The sequence below is a fragment of the Bacillus sp. RC240 genome, assembly GCF_044907945.1.
Classification (GTDB): domain Bacteria; phylum Bacillota; class Bacilli; order Bacillales; family Bacillaceae_G; genus Bacillus_A; species Bacillus_A mycoides.
On sequence record NZ_JBIYCT010000007.1, the window covers coordinates 101425 to 125749 of the forward strand.

Sequence of the window (24325 nt, forward strand, 5' to 3'; positions counted from 1 at the left end):
CTTTTTTAATCAAACGTTTGTTTAAACTTTTTTGGCAGTCTATTCCTCCATATAGCATTTAAAATATTACATGGGCTTTTTCTACAAACTCTTATTTACTTCCTCAACTAATTTCTTCGTACTTTCATACGCAGATTCCGCTAAGCTAATCGCTGAAATAACTGAAACACCATCCGCACCCGCTTCTATAACAGAAGCTGTATTTTCAATTGTAATCCCACCAATCCCAACGATCGGTATTGTAATCTCTTGTTCCCTAAAATACTTTAGACCTTTCGTTCCTTGAACCGCTTTTGTATCTTTTTTCGTACTCGTCGGAAAAATTGGACCAACTCCTAAATAATCGGCTCCATTTTCAATCGCCCAGCGTGCTTCTTCAATTGTATGTGTAGATACTCCAATAATTTTATCTCCCATTTTTTTACGAACAGATGTAATTCCTTCATCATCTTGTCCAACATGCACGCCATCTGCATCTAACTCGAGGGCTAGTTCCACGTCATCATTTACGATGAATGGTACATCGTACTCCTTGCAAAGCGCTTGCAGTTCTTTCGCAAAATCAATACGTTTCTCTCCCGTTAAAGCCCCTTCCCCCTTTTCACGAAATTGAAAAATTGTTATACCGCCTTCAAGTGCATCTCTCAATACTTGTAGTGGCTCCTTCGTACAATTGTTACTTCCCATAATAAAATATACTCGTAATAACCTAGACATTTCATCCATTGTAATGCGCGACATCTAGTTCCCCTCCTTACTGTATAACCTCAATCTTTCCATACTTCTCAATATCATCTGAAGTTGTATTCGCTAACTGATTTAAAAATTCAATTTGAAAGCTTCCTGGTCCATTCTCTACTGTTTTCGAAGCCGCTATTTCTGCTGCTACTCCATAGAATGTTAATGCCGCTACTGCTGCCTTTACATAATCCTTTTCTACCGCTATAAATGCTCCTATTACAGAAGTTAGTAAACAACCTGTTCCAGTAACTTTCGTTAAAATAGGATGGCCATTTCGAATAAGAATAGTTCGCTCTCCATCTGTAACAACATCTTCTTGTCCAGTAATTATCGCAACTGTATTTAATTCATCCGCTGCCTGTTTTGCAATATTTACAACATTACCGTTTCCAGTACCAGCGTCTACACCTTTAATTTCCCATGTCTCATTAATAACGTTAGCTATTTCAGCTGCATTTCCGCGGATAACAGCTAAATCGATTTCAGCTGGAATATATCTCGCAACTTCTGTTCGATAAGAAGTTGCTCCTGCCCCAACTGGATCAAACAATACTGGTACATCATTCGTATTTGCTGATTTACCAGCAAGTAACATCGCTTCTACCTCTTCAGGACGAAGTGTACCCATATTTAAAACAAGGGCTCCCGCAATGCTAGCCATTTCTGCTACTTCTTCTTTTGCATACGCCATTACAGGTGATGCTCCTAATGCTAACAAACCGTTTGCTGTAAAATTTGTTACAACAACATTTGTAATATTATGAACGAGTGGATTAGATTCTCTCACCAAATCCACTACTTTACTAATTTCTTTCATATTCATCCTTCTCATCCCCTAACTATAGTGATGGGAGATACACAAAAAGACACTTTGCGCGTACGCAAAGTGCCTGAACATGTGCTTTTACACTCTCCCTACGCTGGCATTATCCAACAGGTTCAAATGGTCAATGACGGATTAGTCATACTCTCAGTTTGCATCCACAAACTCCCATGTGTTTAGTATTCATCTACTTCAAAGTCTACTCTTATTCTAATAAAATAACAAGTTCTTTACTTTTATAAAATGATAGAGATCATAACTCTCCTAGTTCAACCATTCTTCTCCTTTATATAAGTAAAACTCTCACACGTATATTTCATCACAAATAACTCAAACCGTCAGCAAGACTGAATAGAACAAAGATGTATGCTATATTTAACGTATGGAAATTTGAAAGGATGTTTTTAAATATGGCAAAAAGTATTGTAATTGCTGAAAAACCTTCTGTTGCACGTGATATCGCACGTGTACTGAAATGTGATAAAAAAGGGAACGGCTATCTTGAAGGTAGTAAATATATTGTTACTTGGGCTTTAGGTCATCTCGTTACATTAGCTGATCCAGAAAGCTATGATGTGAAATATAAACAGTGGAATTTAGAAGATTTACCAATGCTACCGGAGCGTTTAAAACTAACCGTTATTAAACAAACAGGGAAACAGTTTAACGCTGTAAAAAGTCAGCTTCTTAGAAAAGATGTAAATGAAATCATTATAGCTACTGACGCCGGTCGTGAGGGGGAGTTGGTCGCACGCTGGATTATCGATAAAGTTAAAATGCAGAAACCGATTAAACGTCTATGGATTTCATCTGTTACCGATAAAGCAATTAAAGATGGCTTCGCAAATTTAAAACCAGGAAAAGCATATGACAATCTATACGCTTCAGCTGTCGCACGTTCAGAGGCTGACTGGTATATCGGACTTAATGCGACTCGAGCATTGACTACTCGCTTTAATGCCCAACTAAATTGTGGTCGTGTTCAAACACCTACTGTAGCCATGATTGCAAGCCGTGAAGATGAAATCAAACATTTCAAAGCTCAAACTTACTATGGTATCGAAGCTCAAACAGCTGAGAGATTAAAGCTAACTTGGCAAGATACAAAAGGAAATAGCCGTAGCTTTAATAAAGAAAAAACTGATGCAATCGTGAACAAAATTAGTAAGCAACATGCTACTGTTGTAGACATTGATAAAAAACAAAAGAAATCGTTCGCCCCTGGTCTTTACGATTTAACTGAACTACAACGTGATGCGAATAAAATATTTGGTTATTCTGCGAAAGAAACATTAAACATTATGCAAAAATTATATGAACAGCATAAAGTTTTAACGTACCCTCGTACAGATTCACGCTATATTTCATCTGATATTGTCGGCACACTTCCAGAGCGTCTGAAGGCTTGCGGAGTCGGAGAATACCGTCCTTTAGCACATAAAGTATTGCAGAAACCTGTAAAATCTAACAAATCATTTGTTGATGATAGTAAAGTAAGCGATCATCACGCAATTATTCCAACAGAGAGCTATGTAAACTTCTCAGCTTTCACAGATAAAGAACGTAAAATTTATGACTTAGTTGTAAAACGTTTCTTAGCTGTTTTATTCCCAGCCTTTGAATATGAACAACTAACATTGCGCACGAAAATTGGTGATGAAACGTTCATCGCACGCGGAAAAACGATTTTACATGCTGGTTGGAAAGAGGTTTATGAAAATCGATTTGAAGATGATGATGCAAGCGATGATGTAAAAGAACAAATCTTACCTCGCATCGAAAAAGGCGATACATTAAACATAAAACTAATTGTCCAAACATCAGGTCAAACGAAAGCACCTGCACGTTTTAATGAAGCAACATTACTTTCAGCGATGGAAAATCCAACAAAATACATGGATACGCAAAACAAACAACTTGCTGACACGTTAAAGTCAACTGGTGGATTAGGTACTGTAGCTACACGAGCTGATATTATCGACAAGTTATTCAATTCGTTCTTGCTTGAAAAACGTGGTAAAGATATTCACATTACTTCAAAAGGCCGTCAGTTACTTGATTTAGTGCCAGAAGAACTGAAATCTCCTACACTAACTGGTGAATGGGAGCAAAAGTTAGAAGCTATCGCTAAAGGAAAATTAAAGAAAGAAGTATTCATTTCAGAAATGAAGAACTATACGAAAGAAATTGTTGCTGAAATTAAATCGAGTGATAAGAAATATAAACACGACAACATTTCAACGAAGTCTTGTCCAGACTGTGGTAAACCAATGTTAGAAGTAAACGGTAAAAAAGGTAAAATGCTTGTATGCCAAGATCGCGAATGTGGTCACCGTAAAAATGTATCCCGCACTACAAATGCACGCTGTCCTCAGTGTAAAAAGAAACTAGAACTTCGTGGTGAAGGAGCAGGCCAAATTTTCGCATGTAAATGTGGCTATCGTGAGAAACTTTCTACATTCCAAGAGAGACGTAAAAAAGACTCCGGCAGCAAAGCTGATAAACGCGACGTTCAAAAATATATGAAACAGCAGAACAAAGAAGAAGAACCATTAAACAATCCATTCGCAGAAGCATTAAAGAAATTAAAATTTGATTAAATAAAAAGGTTCCTACCTCTATCGGTAGGAACCTTTTTATTAATGAATGATTTTACTTCCTTTTGCATTCTCAACGAATTTTTCACTTGATTTGTTAATTGGTGTTTTCAGTAATAACGCAGCAACAATCATAACTACTACGAAAACACTTAACACAAGTAAATCTCTAGTTACTATATCCCAAAGCATTCCGCCAACTGTTTCACGAATTGCACTAATTGCATATGTGAATGGTAAGAACGGATAAATCGCTTGGAAGAACGGTGGTGTCATTTGAATTGGGAATGTTCCGCCTGATCCTGCTACTTGCAGTACAAGTAAAATGATCGCCATCGATTTCCCAACGTTTCCGAAAATAGAAACGAGTGAGTATACGATACAAACAAAGACTCCCCCAATAAATAAACTAAATAACACAAACCAGAACTTATCGACTACGTACGTACCGAGTAAGAATATATCTCCCATTGATACGATAAACGCTTGTGAAAGACCTATCGTTAAGAATGTTAATAAACGTCCGAAGTAAACTTCATGGCTCTTATAATTCGCGCCCTCTTCGTGTACTTCTACCGTTAATAATGAAACCATTAATAATGCGCCTACCCATAATGCAAGCACTGTATAGAATGGTGACATTGCTGAACCGTAGTTCGGCATTGCAAATAATTTATTCTCTTTTAAATTTACTGGATTTGCAAAGTAGTCACTTTGCTTTTCAACATCATTCTTTAATAAGCGTATGATGTCTTTTATATCCTCTTCAGATTCAAAATCACGAATTTTATCTGCTAATTCTTTAATCTTTTTCTCAGTAGCTGGCATTTCAGCTTTAATATCTGCAATTTTCTTTTGACCATCTACTAAGCCTTTTGATGAATCTTCAAGTAATTTTTTCACATCTGGAAGCTTCTTATCTGCCTCGCCTAAAATTTGAGATGTATTTTTAGACATCTCTTTTGTACGAGCAATTGCTGCGTTAAAGTTTGGAACGATTTCTGAATCATATTTAGCTAAAATGTCACCAATTTGGCCCGAAACATTTTTAGACACTTGATTAATACTTTCAATAACATCTGCTGCTGGTTTTTGACCTTTATTAATAGCGTCAATTCCTTTATCAGTTAAATCGATTCCTTTTTGCAAACCATCTTTTACTTTATTTAACTTAGCAATTGTGCCATTAAGATTTTTATCACTATTCACATCGCCCAAAACTTTATTTGTACTTTCCATAACCGGAATCATATCATTAACTAAATTCCATCCTGCTTTGAACTGTCCATTTAAATCATTTAAGGCTACTTTTGTAGAATCTAATCCATTAACACCTTTGTTACTTAAGTCTTCTCTTGCTTTTTCAAGCTCCGTTTTTAATCTGCTGTAATCATTTACAGCCTTATCATATTTTTCTCTACCATTGTCTAATGCTTCATTTGTTTGGTTTACTAAATCATTTGCCGCTTTTATATCTTGATTTAAATTCCCTCTTAACTGCTGAGCATCTTCTTTTACATTTTCAGCTTTGTTTTTCAATTGCTCAGCTGTGCTTACTGCTTTTTCGAAATCTGCTACAAACGTAGCATTATAATCTGCTTCTGCTTGATTTACCAAGTTATTTATTGCATCTAATTTTTTATTAGTAGCGTCTCTTACATCTTGTTTCACTTCTTGCCCTGTACCAATAATATTGGCAATATCTTTAACGCCACCATTTGCATTTTCAATAGCTGATTTAAGGTTTGTTAATTTTTCTATTCTCTTTTGGAAGAATTCTTTTCCAAAATCAGTTGATGCAGACTCTTTAAATTTAGTAAAGACATCAATTAAATATGAAACACTATCTGCTCGACCTTGCAGCGTCTCAGAAACCTTATTAAGATCTTGTTTCGCTTTTTCCGGATCCAAATTACCATTTTGCAACCCGTTTATAACACCTTGTGCATAAGTTGTTCCGACACGTATCGAACTAAAAACATTATTTACAGTTTGATCAATATTTTTAGCAATATTTTTATACCCCTCACCATTCACTTGCGGTAACGCTGGAATTTCTGGTATTTGTGGTACTTGCGGAATAGTTATATTGGGCAACACTGGGAATTTAGCCGGATCTGGAAGTGTCAGATTAGAATCAAATGATGGATTTTTTAAGAAATCCGTAATTGCTGCCGCACTATCTAAACCTTGTTGCATTACAATTAAATTATTCTTAATTGTTCCAGGTGCACGCTTCAATGTTTCATCATTTCTCGCAAAGAATTTATCTAAATTCCCTAACGCCTCTTGCCCATCATTCATAACACTTTCTACAACTGGCAACTCTTTTTGTGCTACTTTCACAACATCTTCTGCCCGAGTCGCATCATCTAATGCCTTATCCACAAGTGTATTCATTTCTGGGAACTGTGCTTCTAACTTAAATACGAGATCCTTGACCTTCTCAATACTCGGTAAGTTAGTTTCTAAATCGATTCCAAGGTCATTGAAGATTTTAAAAATCTCACCGTTTGCTGTTTTAACAAAGTTTTTACTAACCTCTTCTGTAAGACCCGATGCACCTTTAGCTGTAATTTTCGGTGCAATCGCATTTACTTTTTCATTTACATAGTAATCAAGTTCTGGTTTCTGTGGATTTTCATTCAAGACCGTTGCAATCTTTTCAGAAAAATCTTTTGGAATAGTAATACTTGCGGAATAATCTCCACGCTCTACTCCATAAATTGCTTGCTTTTCATCAACAAACTTCCACCCGAAATTTTTGTTCTTCTTAAGTGAATCTACAATTTCTTCCCCGATGTTAATATCTTTCCCTCTTAAATTTGATCCAACATCTTGGTTAGAAACTGCAATTTGGATTCCTTTCGTATTTCCGTAAGGATCCCAAGAAGCTTTAATGTTAAACCATGCATATAACGATGGTAAAATCATTAACCCTAAAACAATAACAATTGCAGCCCAATGTTTGGCTACATTCCGTAAATCTGTCTTATAAATACGCCAAATTTGTTTCATAAAAGTTATCACCTAATTATATATTTTTCCTTCTTTAGAAAATGATACATACATTTTGTAATTATATCACTTTCTACATCGTGGATTAAACGAAAACATACTATTTTTCCCATTAAATATTTCACTTACTTCATTATATAACGAAGTAAAAAAAGTATGCATACAAAATGACCAAATTAGTTTTACATTCAATAATAACAAATATATAGGAAATGTCATAAAAAATACAAGTATTTTCTCTTGGGAATACTTGTATTTATCAAAAAATCCTCACAGCTTTTCATTATCTGTGAGGATTTCTTCTATTATATATCTAATTGTACTTCTACACCGAAATGGTCAGAAATTACATTTCGATTTGTTCCATTAAAAATGACTTTTGAAGAATTAACTGTTTTACTTTGATTGCTTAATATTAGGTCGATTCGTAAGTTTTGTTTATTTTCATCCCAACCAGCAATCTCTCCTTGGACAGTTGTTCCTTCATCCTTCTCTATCGCTAGTTCATATGTGTCATATAAACCTTTTTGCATCATATACTCATAACCCTCTCCTTCCAAACGAGCATTGTTATTAAAATCACCCATTAAGAAGGAAAGTTCATTGCTATTTACACGCTCCATTAAACGATTAACTTGGCCTTTGAATGATTCTTCTTCATCATTCCACCAACCGAGATGGCAAGAATAAAACGTTATATTCTTATCATTATAAGCAATTGTTGCACTTACAATTTTGCGTGTTTTCCAATACGTTGTATCCTTATTTTCTGAGACAAAGAACGTATCTTCCTTTACAATGTTGTGCTTTGTTATAATTGCTAATCCTTCTTCGTACACATCATATCCAATATGAGAGAAATCCCAAATAATATTGTATTCTTTTACATTTAATGCTCTTAACTCTTCTAGCAGTAAAAGCCCAAAATTATCTTTTTTCTTGTTACCGCATACATTTTCAGCTTGTATAGACTGACTTACTTCTTGCAATGCGATCACATCATAATCTTCTTCTTGAATTGCTTTAGCAAGATACTTTATTTTTTCAATTTGATTCTCTTCTTGCCAAGAGTGACAATTTAAAGTTAGCAATTTCATATTATTACGCACCTAACATATCTTGAATATCTGACTTTAATACGTCAGCTTTCGGGCCATATACTGCTTGTACACCTTTATCTTTTACAATAAGTCCTAAAGCACCATTTTGTTTCCATTGTGCTTCTGGTGCAACGGCATCTAAATCTTTTACTGTTACACGTAAACGTGTCATACAAGCATCTACGTCAGCAATATTATCTTTTCCGCCCAATAAATCAATAACTTTTGTTGCTAATGAACCATCTTGTACATTTCCTGTTCCTTCTGTTGACTCATCTTCATTATCAATATAGTTTCCTGCACGCCCTGGCGTTGGTAAATTGAATTTTTTAATTAAGAAGTTGAATAACGTAAAGTTAAGGCCGAAGAACACTAATGAAACAATAACAAAGTTGATTAAATCTCTCGTTAAACCTGCATTGATCATCATTGGTGTACGTGTAATTAACTCAATAAATCCAAATGCATGAACACGTAAATTAATTAAATCCGCTAATGCGAATGCAAGTCCTGTTGTAATTGCATACACAACATATAATACTGGTGCAATAAACATGAACATGAATTCAATTGGTTCTGTTACACCTGTTAAGAATACTGCTAATGCAGCTGATAAGAACATTGGTTTATATTTTGCACGTTTTTCTTTATCAACATTACGGAACATCGCAAACGCAATCCCCATTAACGCTGCCGTTGAGCCGATAACTTGTCCAGCTTTGAAACGAGCTGGTACAACGTTATTTAATAAATCGTTATATGCTTTCGTATCTCCATTTGCTAATAAGTTATTTAAATCTGTAATCCATGCAAGCCATAACGGATCTTGTCCCGCTACAATTTGTCCAACCTTTGAGCCAGTTAACATCGTATATGTTCCGCCTAGCTCTGTGTAGTTCATCGGAATTGTTAACATATGATGTAATCCAAATGGTAATAATAAACGTTCTAACGTTCCATATACAAACGGTGCAATAACTGGTGCACTATCTTTAGATGCTGCAATCCAGCGACCAAATTCATTTAATCCACTTTGGATAAATGGCCATACAAGTGATAATACAATCGCAGTGACTGTAGACCAAACAATTACAACGAATGGTACGAATCGTTTTCCATTAAAGAATGCTAATGCCTGTGGCAGTTTATTATAATTGTAGTATTTGTTATATAAAGTAGCTCCTAGGAAACCTGTGATAATCCCTACGAACACTCCCATGTTTAATGCTGGTGCACCAAGTACAGAAGTGAAATAATCTTTTACAAGTAAATCACCTGCTAATGATGAAGAAACTGTCGCTTTTGAATCCGCTAACATTTGAGCGTTTACGCCAAAGATAGCTCCTGTAATTCTGTTTGTTAAGACGAATGCTAACAGTGCTGCAAATGCACCACCTGCTCGATCCTTCGCCCAAGATCCCCCAATTGCTACTGCGAATAAGATGTGTAGATTTGTAATAATTGCCCAACCGATGTCTTCCATTACTCGAGCAATGGTATGAACTGCGTTAACATCCCCAGCAGACATCCCAATTAACTTACCGATGGAAATCATTAAACCAGCTGCTGGCATTACAGCTACAACAACTAGTAACGCTTTCCCGAACTTTTGCCAAAAATCAAAAGACGTAATTTTCATCTGTTCTTCCTCCCCTTTATTTATAACAACATAATGATTTAAATTATAATTTCTGTTTCTCTTATGAAAACGATTCCTTATGTTACTTTTTTCTCTTTACGCAACCGTTTTCATAAATCTATTTTAATAAAAGCGTTTTCACATTGCAATAGAAATTTATTTTTTTTCATAAAAAAAGATGCTCAAGGAGCATCCTTTTTCATTATGAAATGCGATAAACCCTTGTTTCATAAGGTTTTAACGTGATTGTAGTTATTTGTTCATGTTCCGCAACTTTATAGTTATTTAAAAGCAAACGTTTGCGTTCTAATGCGAATAAACTCTCATTATACACAGCTTCCTCTTTTGAGATATTACTAATTACAATGACTTTTTCATCCTGTAACGTACGTGTATATGCATAAATTTGTGGATCGTCTTCTAAAAGTAAATCGTACGTACCGTAGTTCAGTACATCGTGCTCTTTTTTCAAGGCAATCATTTTCTTATAGAAATTGAAAATAGAGTTCTCTTCATTTTTTTGCTTTTCAACATTAATTTCTTTGTAATTTGGATTCATGCTAAACCAAGGTGTACTTGTTGTGAAGCCAGCATTCATTTCATCGTTCCACTGCATAGGTGTACGTGAATTATCGCGGCAAGAAGCCCATATAATTTCCATCATATCTTGATGTGATACGCCCTCTGCAATTTTCTCACGATATAAATTTTTAATTGCTACATCATCGTAATCTTCAATATTTGGGAACTGAACATTTGTCATACCAATTTCTTGTCCTTGATAAATAAACGGTGTGCCGTGCATAAAGAAATACATCGATCCTAAAGCCGTTGCACTTTCACGCCAATATTCTTTATCATTTCCCCAAGTAGACACAATACGTGGCTTATCATGATTTTCAATATATAAAGCATTCCATCCCTTATTTTCTAAACCTTTTTGCCACTTTGTTAATACTTTTTTCAACTCAACAACGTCAAGGTCTTTCTTCTTTTCTGCATCCCATAAGCTTAAATGCTCAAATTGGAATACCATATTGAATTTACCGTTCTCTTCTCCAACCCAAAGATCAGCATCTTCAACTTTCACACCATTTGCTTCTCCAACAGTCATAATATCGTATTTAGCAAATGTGTTTTCTTTTAATTCTTCTAGTAATGGCTGAATACCATTTACATTCATATGTTTGTCAAAAGAAGGCACATACTTTAACCCTTTTGGGTTTGGCATATCCTTGAGGCCATCTTCTTTTTTTATATGACTAATCGCATCGACGCGGAAACCATCAATACCTTTATCAAGCCACCAATTAACAGTATCATATAAAACTTCACGAACTTCTTTATTCTCCCAGTTCAAATCTGGTTGTTTACGCGAGAATAAATGTAAATAATATTGCTCTGTCACTTCATCATATTCCCATGCAGAACCATTAAAGATACTTTCCCAATTGTTTGGTTCCGCGCCGTCTTTCCCATCCTGCCAAATATACCAATCACGCTTCGGATTGTCTTTAGAAGAACTTGATTCAATAAACCATGGATGTTCATCACTTGTATGATTAATAACTAAATCAATAATAAGCTTCATGTCACGCTTATGAACTTCATCTAGTAGCATATCAAAATCTTCCATCGTACCAAATTCATCCATAATATCTTGATAGTCACTAATATCATAACCATTATCGTCATTAGGTGATTTATACATTGGACAAATCCAAATTACATCTATACCTAAATCTTTTAAATAATCCAGCTTTGCAATAATCCCCTGCAAATCTCCAATACCATCACCATTTGAATCCATAAAGCTACGTGGATAAATTTGATAAGCAACTGCTTCTTTCCACCATGTTTTCTTCATAATAACTCTCTCCTTTTGCATCTCGATTTTTTTATGCAAACGTTTTCGTAACACTATCATAACAAAATATGGAGAGTTTGCAACGAGAATTTTTCACACTACTATTAAATATCTACATTCCATTACGAAATCATCCCCTATTTCATTGTGATCGCATAAGTTTTATTACTATCAGACTTGATTAGCTTACTTTCCAAAATATAAAGTGTGAGTCTTCACCTTCCACTTATCTTCTTTGCTTTCACTAGATTTTGAGGTACGAGTATCATTTTCCGTTAATGCAAAATTCTTACTTGTCACATTAACCGATTGCGTATCTGATTGAATTCAAAAAAGATGATTCCTGTTTTCATACAGAGATCACCTTCTTAAAGTTACATTATTTGTTTAGTACCCTTTAAAAGGGTGACATTTCAACTTCCTTCTCCAAACCAATTCATTTCATTACCTATATAATTTAATTGCCCTGCTTCTTCTTCTTTCTTCTTCTCATATAAACAGAAAGTAAGAGTACAACTAAAATAAAGATTGGCACGGCCATCATCCAATCTTTGGACGTAGATGGTTTTGAAATCATTTCTTTTTCTTTTACTTCATAAGGAATTCGATGCCCTCTAATTAACAAACGATGTGTATTCACACCATAAGGAGTACATGTAATTAAAGTTGCATAATCTTTATTTTCCACAATTAATAAATCGTCTACTTCATGCGGCAACACAACTTTAATTTGATCTACTTTATAAGCGAGGACCTTATCTAATGAATGGATATAAAAAACATCCGATTCCTTCATTTTATCTAAATCAGTAAATAATACTGCAGAAGGTAAACCTCGATGCCCCGTTAAAACAGTGTGTGTGCTTGTCCCACCTACTGGCAATGAAGATTTATCTAAATGACCTACACCGCGACTCAAAGCTGCCTCTGAAGTCCCTTGATAGATTGGAAGCTTCACATTAATCTGAGGTATCTCAATATACCCCATTGTATCGCCTAGATTTAAAGCATCTGCATAAGAATTTTGATTATCTTTTGGTTGTTCAGCAAATGGATCTGCAAATGTTTGCCCAGAGCTTTGAACTTGCTTATTATGCTCATCCGCCTCTTTTTCTCGACGCTCGAGCTCTTTCTTTTGAAGGGACTTTACAGCTTTATCATAGGAACTAACTTGAGAATAATGTGTTCTTGTCGCGAACCAATCGCTTACAGTTGGATACAAAAATATACCCAGTCCTAATAAAAAAATGCATCCAAAAACGATATTTTGTTTCATAGTACCCCCTTTAAGTATTTAAAAATATTAAAAAGAGGAAAGCTATTCGCTTCTCCTCTTTTTATGCTATATCATTATCATTTCTAAACCTTAATTTTTCGCTGTATTTCTTCTGAAGAAAACAAATGCTGCTACAACCATCAACACGAGACCTACTACAGTAAATAGCATTGTTCCCATACCACCTGTTGAAGGGAGTACCCAACCACTTTTATTATTCTCTACATTTAATTTAATAGTTTGGTGATCCGCATTAATTGTTACATCAATTGGATCTCTTAATTTTTGATAAGAAGCTTTTGTACCATCTTCTTTTTCATAAGTCGGTGCTTTCGTTTCAACTACTTGGTAGTCTCCGTATGGAATATTATTCCATGCAATAATACCATTTTCATCAGATACACCTTTTACTTCTTGCTTTCCTACTACTACCACATTACCTTTTTTATCTTGTAATTCGAATTCTGCACCTTGTAATTTCTTATTATCAGCACCATCAACTTTCGTCAACTCAATGCTACCAGTTGTTGGGACAACAATTACCGGCTTAGATTCTTTGTGACCTGTTACATTATTATTATTTTCAAAATCGATTGTAGCTGTATTTGGAATTTTCGTTCCAGCTGCTACATCTTCTTTAATCTGTGATTTAATTTGTAAATGCAACTCTTTTTTTTCATCTAATTTTGAGAAATCTTTCACAGTCGCTGTTACTTTTTGGCCTTCTACAACTACTTCTACCACACTTGAATCTACTTCTACACCATCGATGTACACAACTGGTTTTCCTTGAATTTCTAATCGATTATCTAACGTATCTGTTACAACATACTGTTTATATTCTTTAATATCTTCTGGAATTAATGTTTTAATATCATAGTTGTAATCTGTTTGTGTATTAATTGGTAAGAATTCTAAATCTTTATTAATCTTTTTATCAATCGTTGGCTCTTCATAGTTCTTCACTTCCACAGTCTCTACTTTACCAGATGTAATTGAACCGTCCTCATTAATTGTACCTGATTCAGTAATTGAAAATGCATGTTCTGTTGGATCTGTAACATAACCTTTTGGTGCTTCTTTCTCTTGGAAATAATAATTACCATACTCTAAACCTTCTACACGAATTTTACCATCTGTACCTGTTACTAACTTTTCTTCAACTAATTTACCATCCTCTGTATATAAAGAGAATTTTACCCCTGGAAGTACTTTACCTTTTGCACCTATTTTTGTTAATTCTACTGCTCCACGTTTGATTTCATTCTTTGGATACATGTGAACATCGTAGTTTAGCACATCGCCCGTTTTACTTGTCATTGGAATGTCGACTGTATACGTATTTGGATTTAAGTTAACATGTGCTGGTCCAGCAACTTCTTTTACTTCATAACGTCCTAACGGTAAATCTGTAAATACTGCCTCACCTTTATCAGTTGTTGTCATTTTGATTGACTCTGCGTTTGTTACAGGCTTTACATATTCCTTTGCAATCTTCCCATCATTTGAAATCTTTTCGAATGACGCAATTTGCTTAATTTCAAATGTTACACCTTTTAATGGCTTAACGTCCTCAGGTACTGTTTGATTCGCAGAACCATCACCTTCTACACCTGGCTTCCCATTTTTTTCTTGTTCGTACTTATGAATGGTTAAAGAACCTGTATTTTTTGATGCTGCACTCACAAACATACTAGGCAACATAGAAAACGTTAATGCTAAAATTAACAACATACTAAAAATCTTTTTCATATTATTCTTCCTCACTATCTCTATAAATTTTTCAATTTAAAACTCTATTACTTATTCCTTTTATTTCGAACATATAAGAACACAACTAGTAACATTAAAATCCCACCGATGGAATAGAAAATGCCTGTTCCTATACCTCCCGTTTTCGGGATTTCCCACTGACTCTTTTGATTTTCTATTGTTATTTTGTGTACTGATGATCCGACTTCTACTGTAATTGGCTCTTTCAAAAGCATATAACCATCTGGTGCTTGTACTTCTTTAATTGTATATTTTCCGAACAGTAATGGATTGGAAACTGCCCTACCATTTTCATCGGTTGTTAATTTCCCAATCTCTTTACCATCTTTGTCTAAAATCTGAAACACAGCATTTTTTAATTTCAGATTGACATCTGTAGCATCGACCTTCGAAATTTCAATTACACCTTTTTCTAGCAATTCATTTTCAACGGTCTTCTCTATCGGCATTTTTGTGTCTTTCGTTATTTCAAAGTCGTATGATTTATTATCTAGTTTATAACCTTCTGGAGCTTCGACTTCAACTAGCTTATATTCACCAATTGGTAAATCCATTGCCTTAGCTTTTCCATCTTCACCCGATGTAATTGTTTGAATGACATGATTATCTTTATCTCGGACTTCGAAAACAGCACCTTTTAATGGAATATTGCTGCCTTTTTCTACTTTCGTAACTTCTAACTCCCCAGCACCAACTATATCTTCAACTAGTCCAGCATCGATTGTCATATTATGTTCATCTTCACCAAGTTTGATCATTTCTGAATATCCATCTTTATCAACATTAGAATCAATTTTTTCATCGTTACCAACGTTTTTATTTGTCCATTTGTAACCATCCGGCAACATAAATCTCACTTGGTATTCACCCGGATCTAAATTTACAAACTTGTAATAACCAGGATTTCCTTTTTTGTCATTACCAGTTCTCGTCATACTAATAACTTTTCCATCTTTATCTAACAACTCTACGACTACACCATTCACACCAGTGTTTCCATCGTTTTGAATGCCATCTTTGTTTTTATCCAGCCAGACGTAATCTCCTAATGAACTCTTTTTCGAGGCATGTAGCTGTACACCCACTCTGTTTGGCTCTGCTGGTTGAATCCAATTTCCTGTTACATCATTTATCGCACTATATCCAAATGAATTCCATGCAATTCCCGCCGAAGCATCTAGATCAACAGGTGCACGCATTGACCATTCTAGTGTCGCTGCTTCGCCTGGATATACAAGCTTATTCTTATCAAATTCAAATTTAACTGCCGTTACCTTTGTTAAATCCGCCGGTGGCTCTAAAGACCACTTCGGATCATTTGCACCATCCGGGTTCACAAAAGCATCATTTCCTTGAATTAAATCATCACGCTTAGGTTTTGAAACAGTCGTGTAATAAATCTTAATGAAATCACCGTCAGTAAGTTGAATTGGTGATGTTAAGTATGGGGTCCATTTACTACCACGCTCTTGTGAATGATTCTGCGTTTGTAAAACTGACTGGTCACCCTCTGCAGGGAATATATCAATTAAGACACCATTCCTAACCGCTACGGTCCCACCATTTTCAATTTTTAAACGATACTTCACTTCTCCACCTGGTACTGTCGTCGCTACTTCTGGTGAACCTTTCCAACTATCATCTAGTTCACCTTTTACATATTTAATTGATTTTAAAGATTGCTCTTCTTCAATCTCAACAGCATCTTGACTTTCAATAATTGGGTCATTTATGTCACCATCACCATCAAGATCATTTTCATCTTTTCCTGTTGGTTGTCCCCACTTATCTGCAGATACTATTGTTGAGACATTAGACATTAAGCCCGCCTTATTATAGTACTTGCCTGCCATCGCAAAGTTATTAACCTTTACTTTAAACTTAACAGTCACAGCGTCTCTCGGTGAAACATCTAATTCAGAGAAAGTCCATCGTAAAAGGGTTCTTCCTTTTTCTTTATAGTTCGGAATCGTTTCTACCTTTACTTTTTTTGCATCATAAGGTTTTCTATCCCATTCATCTTTAACGACAGCAAATGTCTCCGATCCTGGAACATATTCTAATCCCTTTGGTAACCAATCTACAATTATTGGTTGTTTTAAAGGTGTAGAACTCCAATCAACTTTACCAGTTAATTCAAATTCCACTTCTTCTCCCTTGATATACTTTTCTCCAGGCTTCGTTAACGCCTTTTTCTTAAAAGTAACCTTTGATTCGGGATTTTCTTTTACTTTTACTTGCGCTGTCGCTTCTTTTATATAGTTTTTTCCATCAATATCATATGAAATATGTGCGGTATTTTTCAAAATACCTTCTTTAAAGTTCGGATCATCCACTTTAAACATTAACCATGCGCCATAACTCATTTTAAAATCTGCAGGCACTTTACCAAATTCATATCGAATTCCGGTTACTTTATCACCTTCAACTAATGATAAAGAAGAAACATCTAACCATTCTCCGTTCGCATTACCACGAATCATTTTCCATTCTTTCCACTCTGGATTATTCTTCGTTTTGTATAAAACCTTATATTCACTTACACCTGAAAATGCACCTGTATGCATTCTCGTAAAATGAAGTTGTTCATCAAAACGGTCATCTTGGAGCACAAAATTATCAATTTCCTTAGAATATTGATTTTGAATGTTAGATAGTGTAAAAGCAATTTCTTCTTCTTTACTGTATTCAGACTTTTGGGCAGCTTTTCTCAGCTCTGAAAAAGCTTGCTCTGGAGGAATAACAGGAGGTTTTTTATTTGATACTTCAACATACGCATGTGTTTGTTTTGTTAATTCCTCTTCCCCTTTTGGCTTTAGTTTTGCCTCAACTCTATTTAGAACTTGTTGATTTTGATCTTCACCAAAATTTTCCTCGGGGAACTTAACCTTAACTTTAACAACTTTCTCACCTTCTACATTTTTCAAATCCCATACGACTGTATGTGAATTCGCATCATATTTCCCATTATCACTAGCTGAAATAAACTGAGCTTCTTTCGGTAATATGTCTTTTATTGAAAGTGATTCAAGTGTAGTAGGCCCACTAACATGTTGAGCACGAATTGTGTATTCGACTTCTTCTCCTGGTTTAATCGTCCACTTATTAGGAGTTTTACGCATTTCCCACTCTGGTTTCTTAGGTGGTTCAGGAGGAACTTCTTTTTCATATGCTACAACCGTTACTTCATTAGAAGTTTTTCCTCCTTGATCAGATACAAAATCCGCTACAGCTGTAGCTTTTGTTCCATTTTTTGTTCCTTTAGGAAACTTCACTGTAATAGGGACTGCTTTAGAATCTCCATTGGGAAGGGGCTCTTTAAAAGTATAAATAACTGAATGCGTTTCTTTATCGTATACTGCATTCGTGCCACTAATTTTCCCATGTCTTACGTACTCGACTTCAGGTGGTAGTTTAACAATGATTTTTGCGTCTTTATGCCCACCTTCTAAACCAAATGTACTTAGATCAAGTTGATATACAAAATCTTTATCTACATCTTTTGGCGAACCATCTCCGCCCTCAACCGAAAGCTTTAAACTTACATTCGCTTCTTTGTCATATGTTTCTGCTGCTACAATATGTATAAATGGCTGTACAATAATTTGCATTACCATTAAACAAATGACAAATATACTAATCTGTTTACTCTTCATACTCACACCTCTCTATTAATCTCCTTAACAACAAGGAGATTCACTGTTTCTTCGAATACCATCCGCTTTCAGCCTAAGAACAATAAAGTGTGCCATCTTAAAACAAACATCTTATTATCTGATAATTGGGCAAATAAAAAAGGATTGTCGGGTTGCAAATTGTATTTGCAACCCGACAATCCTAGTAATAAGATTTATTACCTTAGACTCAAAGCTTTGCGACCTATTCTTTCAAATAGTGTGCCAAGATATTCCAATATTACTATTCTATAAAAAAAATAAAAATTTATCCACTATATTTTTTTATTTCACATAATAATTCTCAAAAAACTTCCAATAAACCAGCAGACATCTTACTTCTAAAGTTTAAACTGACAATGCTCCTTCTCAATATAAAGCTATACTACATATACATTATTGCTCTATCTCTTTTATATTACACTTAGCATACAATTCAAACACCCTTAAATAATTTTTTCATATATATTATAGTAAAAATAATCTTCTATAAAAAGGAGTCATACTAATGAAACATACAAAATTAACCGGTCGTGTCGTCGTACCTTCAGATCCTGACTATGACGTGGCCCGAATGAATTTAAATTTAAGTATTCCAAAACTCCCTTGTATTATTGTTTTTTGCCAAAATAAAAATGATGTGTGTAACGCATTAAAATGGGCTCGTGAACGTCATATACCATTTCGCTTAAGAAACGGACATCATAGCTATGAAAATTTTTCTCTTTTAAATAGAGGACTTATTATTGATATAAGTGAAATGAATAGAATTACTGTTCATACAGAGAAATTAACAGCAACAATTGAGGCTGGTGCAAATCTAGGCTCTGTTTATAAGAATCTTTGGAAACATGGCGTTACAATACCAGCTGGTACAAGTGCAAGCGTTGGAATTGTTGGGCTAACACTTGGCGGCGGCATCGGTATGCTTTCACGCTTATTTGGACTAACATGTGATCAATTACTAGAAGTCGAAATGGTACAAGCATGTGGAAAGTTTGGTGCAAAAACCATTCGTGCAAATGAAAAGGAAAACCCTAGCCTGTTTTGGGCATGCCAGGGTGGTGGTGGTGGAAATTTCGGAATTGTTACTTCCTTAACTTTCCGGGTCCATCCTATAAAAAACGTCTCCATTTTCTCACTCACATGGGAATGGGAAGACTTTATTGCTGCATTTCAAGCTTGGCAAAACTGGGCACCTTATATAGATGAACGTCTCACTTCATCAATTGAATTATTCTCTAAACAACGAAATAAAATCGAGGTGAAAGGTGAATTTGTCGGCTCTCCTTCTGAACTCTATCATCTATTATCTCCTCTTCTTGAAACTGGTAATCCTTCTCTCTTTATAGATGAAGTCCCGTATATAAAGGCTGTTCAATTCTTTAATAGCGGCAATATTCCTGAAAAATTCAAACGTTCTGGTTCCTACGTATATAAACCTATCCCTCTTAAAGGTATTCAAATCTTACAATATTTTCTTTCTCATGCACCAAATAAAGATGCGAGTATTTGGCACCAGTCACTCGTAGGTGCTGTTGAAAATATTTCGCCTAATGAAACAGCTTATTTCCATCGTAAAGCAATTATTGCTCAAGAATACATTACCTCTTGGAAATGCGACGATGAAGAAAATCAAAATTTACGCTGGGTTAAAGATTTAAGAGAAAGCTTAAATCCTTATACATTAGGTGACTATGTCAATTGGCCCGATATCGACATTAAAAATTGGCAAACTAGTTATTATGGCTCTAATTTTCAAAAGCTACGTAAGGTGAAGACCATATATGACCCTTGCAATGTTTTTCGATTTCAACAAAGCATTCCTCCTTTTCATACGTAAAAAAAGGAAGAACAGAATACTGTTCTTCCTTTTCACATTGAAAATCGCTCAATTGTTTGTTTCAAGTCAGTTGCTTGCTTCTCTAAATCCTTTAATAATCGATCGATTATTACCATATTTTTAGACTGTTGCAGAGTCACACGCGCCACTTCTTGTGAACCAGCTGACGTTTCCTCAGCGATGGCTGCTACAGCCTTTGTTTGTGCTCCTGTTTGATGAATGCGACTCACTTGTTCATTCATATAACTACTAATTTGCTTAGTTGCATCTGCTACTTCCATAATACTTGATGACATTTCTTTTAAAATTAATTCTGTAGCTCCCCCGCGTTTCGCCTCTTCTTTAGCTTTTTTCACTTGCTCCGTCATTTTCAATGCGACTTGTTGCACTTCCTCTTGCATATTTCGTAATAACTGCGATATATTTCTTGCAGAATGATCGCTTTCATCTGCAAGTTTACGTACTTCTTCAGCTACAACTGCAAAGCCCCTTCCATGCTCTCCAGCACGAGCTGCCTCAATAGAAGCATTTAATGCTAATAAATTCGTTTGACTAGCAATCTCACTCACAACAGAAACAATATGTTCTACTTGTTTCATTCGTTCTTCTAACTTCTGTACATTTTGCATCGAATCTTCATTCTCTTTTGCCAATGTTTGAATGCCTTGAATTAAAGAAGTAAAGACACGTGTACTTTGTCCTAAAGCTTGAACCATTTCTAAAGACAACTCGTCGGACTTTTTTGCTTTTTCTTCTACTTCACTCGCAATAGAGGTTGTTGTATCGACAGTTGAAACAATCGCCTGAATGGAAGCTGCTGATTGCTCGGCGCCAGAAGAAATCTCTGCAAGAGTTTCAGACACACCGCGTGCTTGCTTTGTCGCTTCCTCTGTTTGTCTTCTAATTTGCTGAACTTGATTATTTGTATACGAAAATGTAGTATCAATATTTTTTACCATACCTCTTAAGTTCCCTAGCATCATATTAAATGCAACACTTAAAGATTTAATCTCATCATCTACTTTTGGCAACGGGACATCTTCACGAATATCACCATCAGCCGCTTTCCTTGCTGCTTCTTCCAACTTTCGAAGTGGTTTAATTAAAAATATTGCTGCCCCATACGCTAAAATTCCAGACCATACTACACCTAATAGCATAACGATAATATTATAAACAGTTTGACTTACGTAACTTTGAAAATAATCATATATAACGTAAATAAAAAATAAACTTGTTGAATATGTAATTAAAGCTAAAACTGTAGTAAATAGCATAAGCTGTATACGTAAACCAAAGGAAAATGTCTTCCTTTCTTTTTCCATCTCTTCTTTCCCCCTTTTTATAAGCAATATAAGTGCTACCTATATATTATTATCCATATTTTCGTTATAGAAAGATATAGAGATTTTAAAAATCATAATTCCCTTGAATATCAAATTCCGTCAAAAAAATAAAGGATTCTGACAATTTATGACTAATAACAGAAATAAGGGGAAACATTTGTAAAATATATTTTTGACTGGGGGTTTTGTATGATTCAGGTTCGAAATCTAGTAAAATCATTCGGCTCGCTTGATGTTTTAAAAGGAATTGATTTAGAAGTAAAAGAAAAAGAAGTTGTTGTTTTAATTGGTGCCAGTGGTTCCGGTAAAAGTACATTACTTCGCTGTCTTAACTTTTTAGAAATGTACGATGAAGGTGAAATTCACTTACAAGGTGAACGAATTGATCCAAAGCATTCAAATTTAAACAAAGTCCGTGAAAATGTCGGTATGGTTTTTCAGCACTTTAACCTCTTTCCTCATATGACCTCACTAGAAAACATCATAGAAGCACCTATCCATGTAAAAAAATTAGAAACAGTAAATGCAAAGGATATCGGAAATCAGCTTTTGCAAAAAGTCGGCCTACAAGATAAAGCAGATGTAACTCCCCACCTTCTTTCCGGTGGTCAAAAACAACGAATTGCGATTGCACGAGCTCTTGCTATGAATCCTAAAATTATGCTATTTGATGAACCTACCTCAGCCTTAGACCCTGAACTTGTTGGAGAAGTATTGCAAGTTATGAAAGAACTTGCTGAAGAAGGAATGACCATGATTATTGTTACTCATGAAATGAATTTCGCAAGAGATGTAGCTGATCGCGTCATATTTATGGATGACGGAAAGATTGTAGAGGACGCTCCGTCAGCACAATTCTTTTCAGCTCCATCACATGAACGAGCAAAACAATTTTTACGCAACGTTTTATAATGTAATTTCTGTTTCAAATGAAAAGAAATACATCCATACGGTGCACAACTAATTGTCCAAATAAAATATCTCAGTAACATACTTAAAACCATCCGTATGATCAATATATAGGAGGGGTTTTATGAAAAGAAAACTATTAACCATTGTTGCGAGTATTACATTATGTACATCCTTCATACTAGGAGCCTGTAGTAAGGAAAGTGCTACTACTTCTTCAAATGGTGAAAAAGAATTTCGTTATGCGATGAGTGGCTTATATAAACCTTTTAACTATAAAGAAAATGACGGAAAGCTTGCCGGTTTTGATGTGGAAATTGGTGAGGCACTTGCGAAAAAAATGAATATGAAACCCACTCCTATTACAAATCCATGGGAAACGCTAATTCAAGGTCTACAATCGAAAAAATATGATGCTATATTGGGCAGTATGGCAATTACAGAAGAACGCTTAAAAGCTGTTAGTTTCTCCAATCCTTATTATCGTTCTGGTGCCCAAATTTTTGTGGCTAAAAAGAATACATCTATCTCTTCTCCAGAAGATTTGAAAGGTAAGAAAATTGGTGTTGTAAAAGCTAGTACCTTTAAAGACCTTGTTGCAAAACATACAGATCAAATCACAGAATATGATAGCGATATTACTGCACTTATGGACTTAGAGCCTGGACGTATTGATGCAGTAATCACTGATCAAATGGTCGGTTTACGTATGATCAAAGAAGGTAAATCAAATATAAAAGAAGCTGGAAAACCATTAAATCTTGATGAAATGGGAATTGCTATTCGTAAAGATGATAAAGAAATGGTTGAGAAAGTAAATAAAGCTTTAGATGAAATCATTAAAGATGGTACGTATGAAAAGATCAGTAAAAAATGGTTTGGGCGTAATATTCTCGGTGAAGAGGAAAAAACGAAGTAAATTAGCTAGTCAAATGTTTCATACATTATGCCCCACTTTTTATGTGGGGTATTTCATTCCCTACTAAAATCCATACAATATGAGGTGACACATATGTTTGAAATTTTTATGTCTACTTATCCCACACTCTTAAAGGCTACTATTGTCACATTACAATTAACATTAACATCCCTATTACTTGGTTCACTAATTGGATTACTATTCGCTTTTTTTCGAATCTCTAACAATAAGATTTTAAATAGTATTGCTCATGTATATATCGCCATTATTCGTGGTACACCTTTAATTGTTCAAATTGCCATTCTCTATTTCGGTATTACATCGATTATTGTCTTCACTCCTTTTTGGGCAGGAGCAATTGCTTTAGCAATCCATAACGGTGCATATATTACTGAAATTTTCCGCGGATCCATTCAGTCCGTTGACCGTGGACAATTGGAAGCTGCTCGCTCTTTAGGTATGCCTTACCCTTTAGCTATGCGCCGAATTATATTACCACAAGCATTTCGTCTGTCTCTTCCCCCTCTAGGGAACCAATTTATTATTGGATTAAAAGATTCTTCTCTTGTTGCTTACGTAGGATTGTCCGAATTATGGGGATCAGGTTTATCAATTGCTGCAAGTAACTTCCAACAATTAGATACATACATAATTGTTGGTTTATATTACCTCGTACTTGTTCTTCTATTTACTTATTTTGTTAATCTTTTAGAAAAACGACTTCAACGAAAAGAAAATAACTCTGTCCAGGTCAAGACGAAGAACAAGAAAGAAGTCTCTTTATAACAAAAAGCAAGCTC

The 24325-nt window shown here is 35.1% G+C and carries 14 protein-coding genes, 2 pseudogenes and 2 riboswitches; of the genes and pseudogenes, 5 read left to right on the plus strand and 11 right to left on the minus strand.

All coding sequences use genetic code 11. The annotated features are described in order from the left end of the window. Positions 1-81 precede the first annotated feature (81 nt). Positions 82-741: a thiamine phosphate synthase gene (gene thiE / locus ABH955_RS21185; protein ID WP_215553025.1), complete on the minus strand. Its 660-nt coding sequence runs from the start codon at positions 739-741 to the stop codon at positions 82-84. 13 nt (positions 742-754) lie between these two features. Next, positions 755-1564, minus strand: coding sequence for a hydroxyethylthiazole kinase (gene thiM, locus ABH955_RS21190; RefSeq protein WP_404457627.1), 810 nt, complete (start codon positions 1562-1564; stop codon positions 755-757). Between the two features lie 72 nt (positions 1565-1636). Continuing rightward, positions 1637-1746: riboswitch (TPP riboswitch) on the minus strand. Positions 1747-1974: 228 nt separating this feature from the next. Here thiM and topB point away from each other — a divergent pair. Then, positions 1975-4164 (plus strand): DNA topoisomerase III, encoded by a 2190-nt coding sequence (gene topB / locus ABH955_RS21195; RefSeq protein ID WP_404491630.1) that lies wholly within the window; start codon positions 1975-1977, stop codon positions 4162-4164. A gap of 39 nt (positions 4165-4203) precedes the next feature. On the opposite strand, the gene ABH955_RS21200 is transcribed toward topB, so the two are convergent. The 7 genes from ABH955_RS21200 to ABH955_RS21230 form a co-directional block, all read right to left on the minus strand. After that, on the minus strand, positions 4204-7179 hold the full coding sequence (locus tag ABH955_RS21200; protein WP_404491632.1) for a YhgE/Pip family protein: 2976 nt from the start codon (positions 7177-7179) through the stop codon (positions 4204-4206). A gap of 305 nt (positions 7180-7484) precedes the next feature. After that, positions 7485-8276 (minus strand): endonuclease/exonuclease/phosphatase family protein, encoded by a 792-nt coding sequence (locus ABH955_RS21205; RefSeq protein ID WP_404457620.1) that lies wholly within the window; start codon positions 8274-8276, stop codon positions 7485-7487. A 4-nt stretch (positions 8277-8280) separates the two neighbouring features. Next, complete coding sequence (locus ABH955_RS21210; RefSeq protein WP_404491633.1) at positions 8281-9918, minus strand: PTS transporter subunit IIBC; 1638 nt, start codon at positions 9916-9918, stop codon at positions 8281-8283. Positions 9919-10120: 202 nt separating this feature from the next. Next, entirely contained in the window at positions 10121-11785 is a 1665-nt protein-coding gene (locus ABH955_RS21215; RefSeq protein WP_404491634.1) for a glycoside hydrolase family 13 protein, read from the minus strand. A 457-nt stretch (positions 11786-12242) separates the two neighbouring features. After that, the gene (locus tag ABH955_RS21220; RefSeq protein WP_404457614.1) at positions 12243-13061 is read right to left on the minus strand and encodes a class C sortase; all 819 of its coding nucleotides are present in this window, start codon (positions 13059-13061) and stop codon (positions 12243-12245) included. 90 nt (positions 13062-13151) lie between these two features. Next, on the minus strand, positions 13152-14813 hold the full coding sequence (locus tag ABH955_RS21225) for a SpaH/EbpB family LPXTG-anchored major pilin (protein ID WP_404457611.1): 1662 nt from the start codon (positions 14811-14813) through the stop codon (positions 13152-13154). 47 nt (positions 14814-14860) lie between these two features. Then, positions 14861-18490, minus strand: coding sequence for a SpaA isopeptide-forming pilin-related protein (locus ABH955_RS21230; RefSeq protein ID WP_404491635.1), 3630 nt, complete (start codon positions 18488-18490; stop codon positions 14861-14863). Between the two features lie 163 nt (positions 18491-18653). Then, positions 18654-18745, minus strand: a riboswitch (cyclic di-GMP riboswitch). Positions 18746-19016: 271 nt separating this feature from the next. Between ABH955_RS21230 and ABH955_RS21235 the strand changes: the two genes are divergently transcribed. Continuing rightward, positions 19017-20351 carry an FAD-binding oxidoreductase gene (locus ABH955_RS21235; protein WP_404491636.1) on the plus strand — a complete coding sequence of 445 codons (1335 nt, stop codon included), beginning with the start codon at positions 19017-19019 and terminating at the stop codon, positions 20349-20351. 32 nt (positions 20352-20383) lie between these two features. On the opposite strand, the pseudogene ABH955_RS29190 reads toward ABH955_RS21235, so the two are convergent. Both ABH955_RS29190 and ABH955_RS29195 read right to left on the minus strand, forming a co-directional pair. After that, a pseudogene (locus ABH955_RS29190) lies at positions 20384-20956 on the minus strand (methyl-accepting chemotaxis protein); the annotation flags it as partial. A gap of 369 nt (positions 20957-21325) precedes the next feature. Beyond that, a pseudogene (locus ABH955_RS29195) lies at positions 21326-21676 on the minus strand (HAMP domain-containing protein); the annotation flags it as partial. Between the two features lie 210 nt (positions 21677-21886). Between ABH955_RS29195 and ABH955_RS21245 the strand changes: the two are divergent. From ABH955_RS21245 to ABH955_RS21255, 3 genes are all read left to right on the plus strand, one after another. Beyond that, positions 21887-22609: an amino acid ABC transporter ATP-binding protein gene (locus ABH955_RS21245; protein WP_404491637.1), complete on the plus strand. Its 723-nt coding sequence runs from the start codon at positions 21887-21889 to the stop codon at positions 22607-22609. 121 nt (positions 22610-22730) lie between these two features. Next, on the plus strand, positions 22731-23525 hold the full coding sequence (locus ABH955_RS21250; protein ID WP_002016697.1) for an ABC transporter substrate-binding protein: 795 nt from the start codon (positions 22731-22733) through the stop codon (positions 23523-23525). 93 nt (positions 23526-23618) lie between these two features. Next, positions 23619-24311, plus strand: a complete 693-nt coding sequence (locus ABH955_RS21255; RefSeq protein WP_002029538.1) for an amino acid ABC transporter permease — start codon at positions 23619-23621, stop codon at positions 24309-24311. The last annotated feature ends 14 nt before the right edge of the window (positions 24312-24325 follow it).

Bases quoted from the DNA above. Each gene is read 5' to 3' on its own strand.
- ABH955_RS21210 (WP_404491633.1), bottom strand. From the start codon at position 9,918: ATGAAAATTACGTCTTTTGATTTTTGGCAAAAGTTCGGGAAAGCGTTA.
- ABH955_RS21255 (WP_002029538.1), top strand. From the start codon at position 23,619: ATGTTTGAAATTTTTATGTCTACTTATCCCACACTCTTAAAGGCTACT.
- topB (WP_404491630.1), top strand. From the start codon at position 1,975: ATGGCAAAAAGTATTGTAATTGCTGAAAAACCTTCTGTTGCACGTGAT.
- ABH955_RS21250 (WP_002016697.1), top strand. From the start codon at position 22,731: ATGAAAAGAAAACTATTAACCATTGTTGCGAGTATTACATTATGTACA.
- ABH955_RS21235 (WP_404491636.1), top strand. From the start codon at position 19,017: ATGAAACATACAAAATTAACCGGTCGTGTCGTCGTACCTTCAGATCCT.
- thiM (WP_404457627.1), bottom strand. From the start codon at position 1,564: ATGAATATGAAAGAAATTAGTAAAGTAGTGGATTTGGTGAGAGAATCT.
- ABH955_RS21220 (WP_404457614.1), bottom strand. From the start codon at position 13,061: ATGAAACAAAATATCGTTTTTGGATGCATTTTTTTATTAGGACTGGGT.
- ABH955_RS21205 (WP_404457620.1), bottom strand. From the start codon at position 8,276: ATGAAATTGCTAACTTTAAATTGTCACTCTTGGCAAGAAGAGAATCAA.
- ABH955_RS21225 (WP_404457611.1), bottom strand. From the start codon at position 14,813: ATGAAAAAGATTTTTAGTATGTTGTTAATTTTAGCATTAACGTTTTCT.
- ABH955_RS21215 (WP_404491634.1), bottom strand. From the start codon at position 11,785: ATGAAGAAAACATGGTGGAAAGAAGCAGTTGCTTATCAAATTTATCCA.
- ABH955_RS21200 (WP_404491632.1), bottom strand. From the start codon at position 7,179: ATGAAACAAATTTGGCGTATTTATAAGACAGATTTACGGAATGTAGCC.
- ABH955_RS21245 (WP_404491637.1), top strand. From the start codon at position 21,887: ATGATTCAGGTTCGAAATCTAGTAAAATCATTCGGCTCGCTTGATGTT.
- ABH955_RS21230 (WP_404491635.1), bottom strand. From the start codon at position 18,490: ATGAAGAGTAAACAGATTAGTATATTTGTCATTTGTTTAATGGTAATG.
- thiE (WP_215553025.1), bottom strand. From the start codon at position 741: ATGTCGCGCATTACAATGGATGAAATGTCTAGGTTATTACGAGTATAT.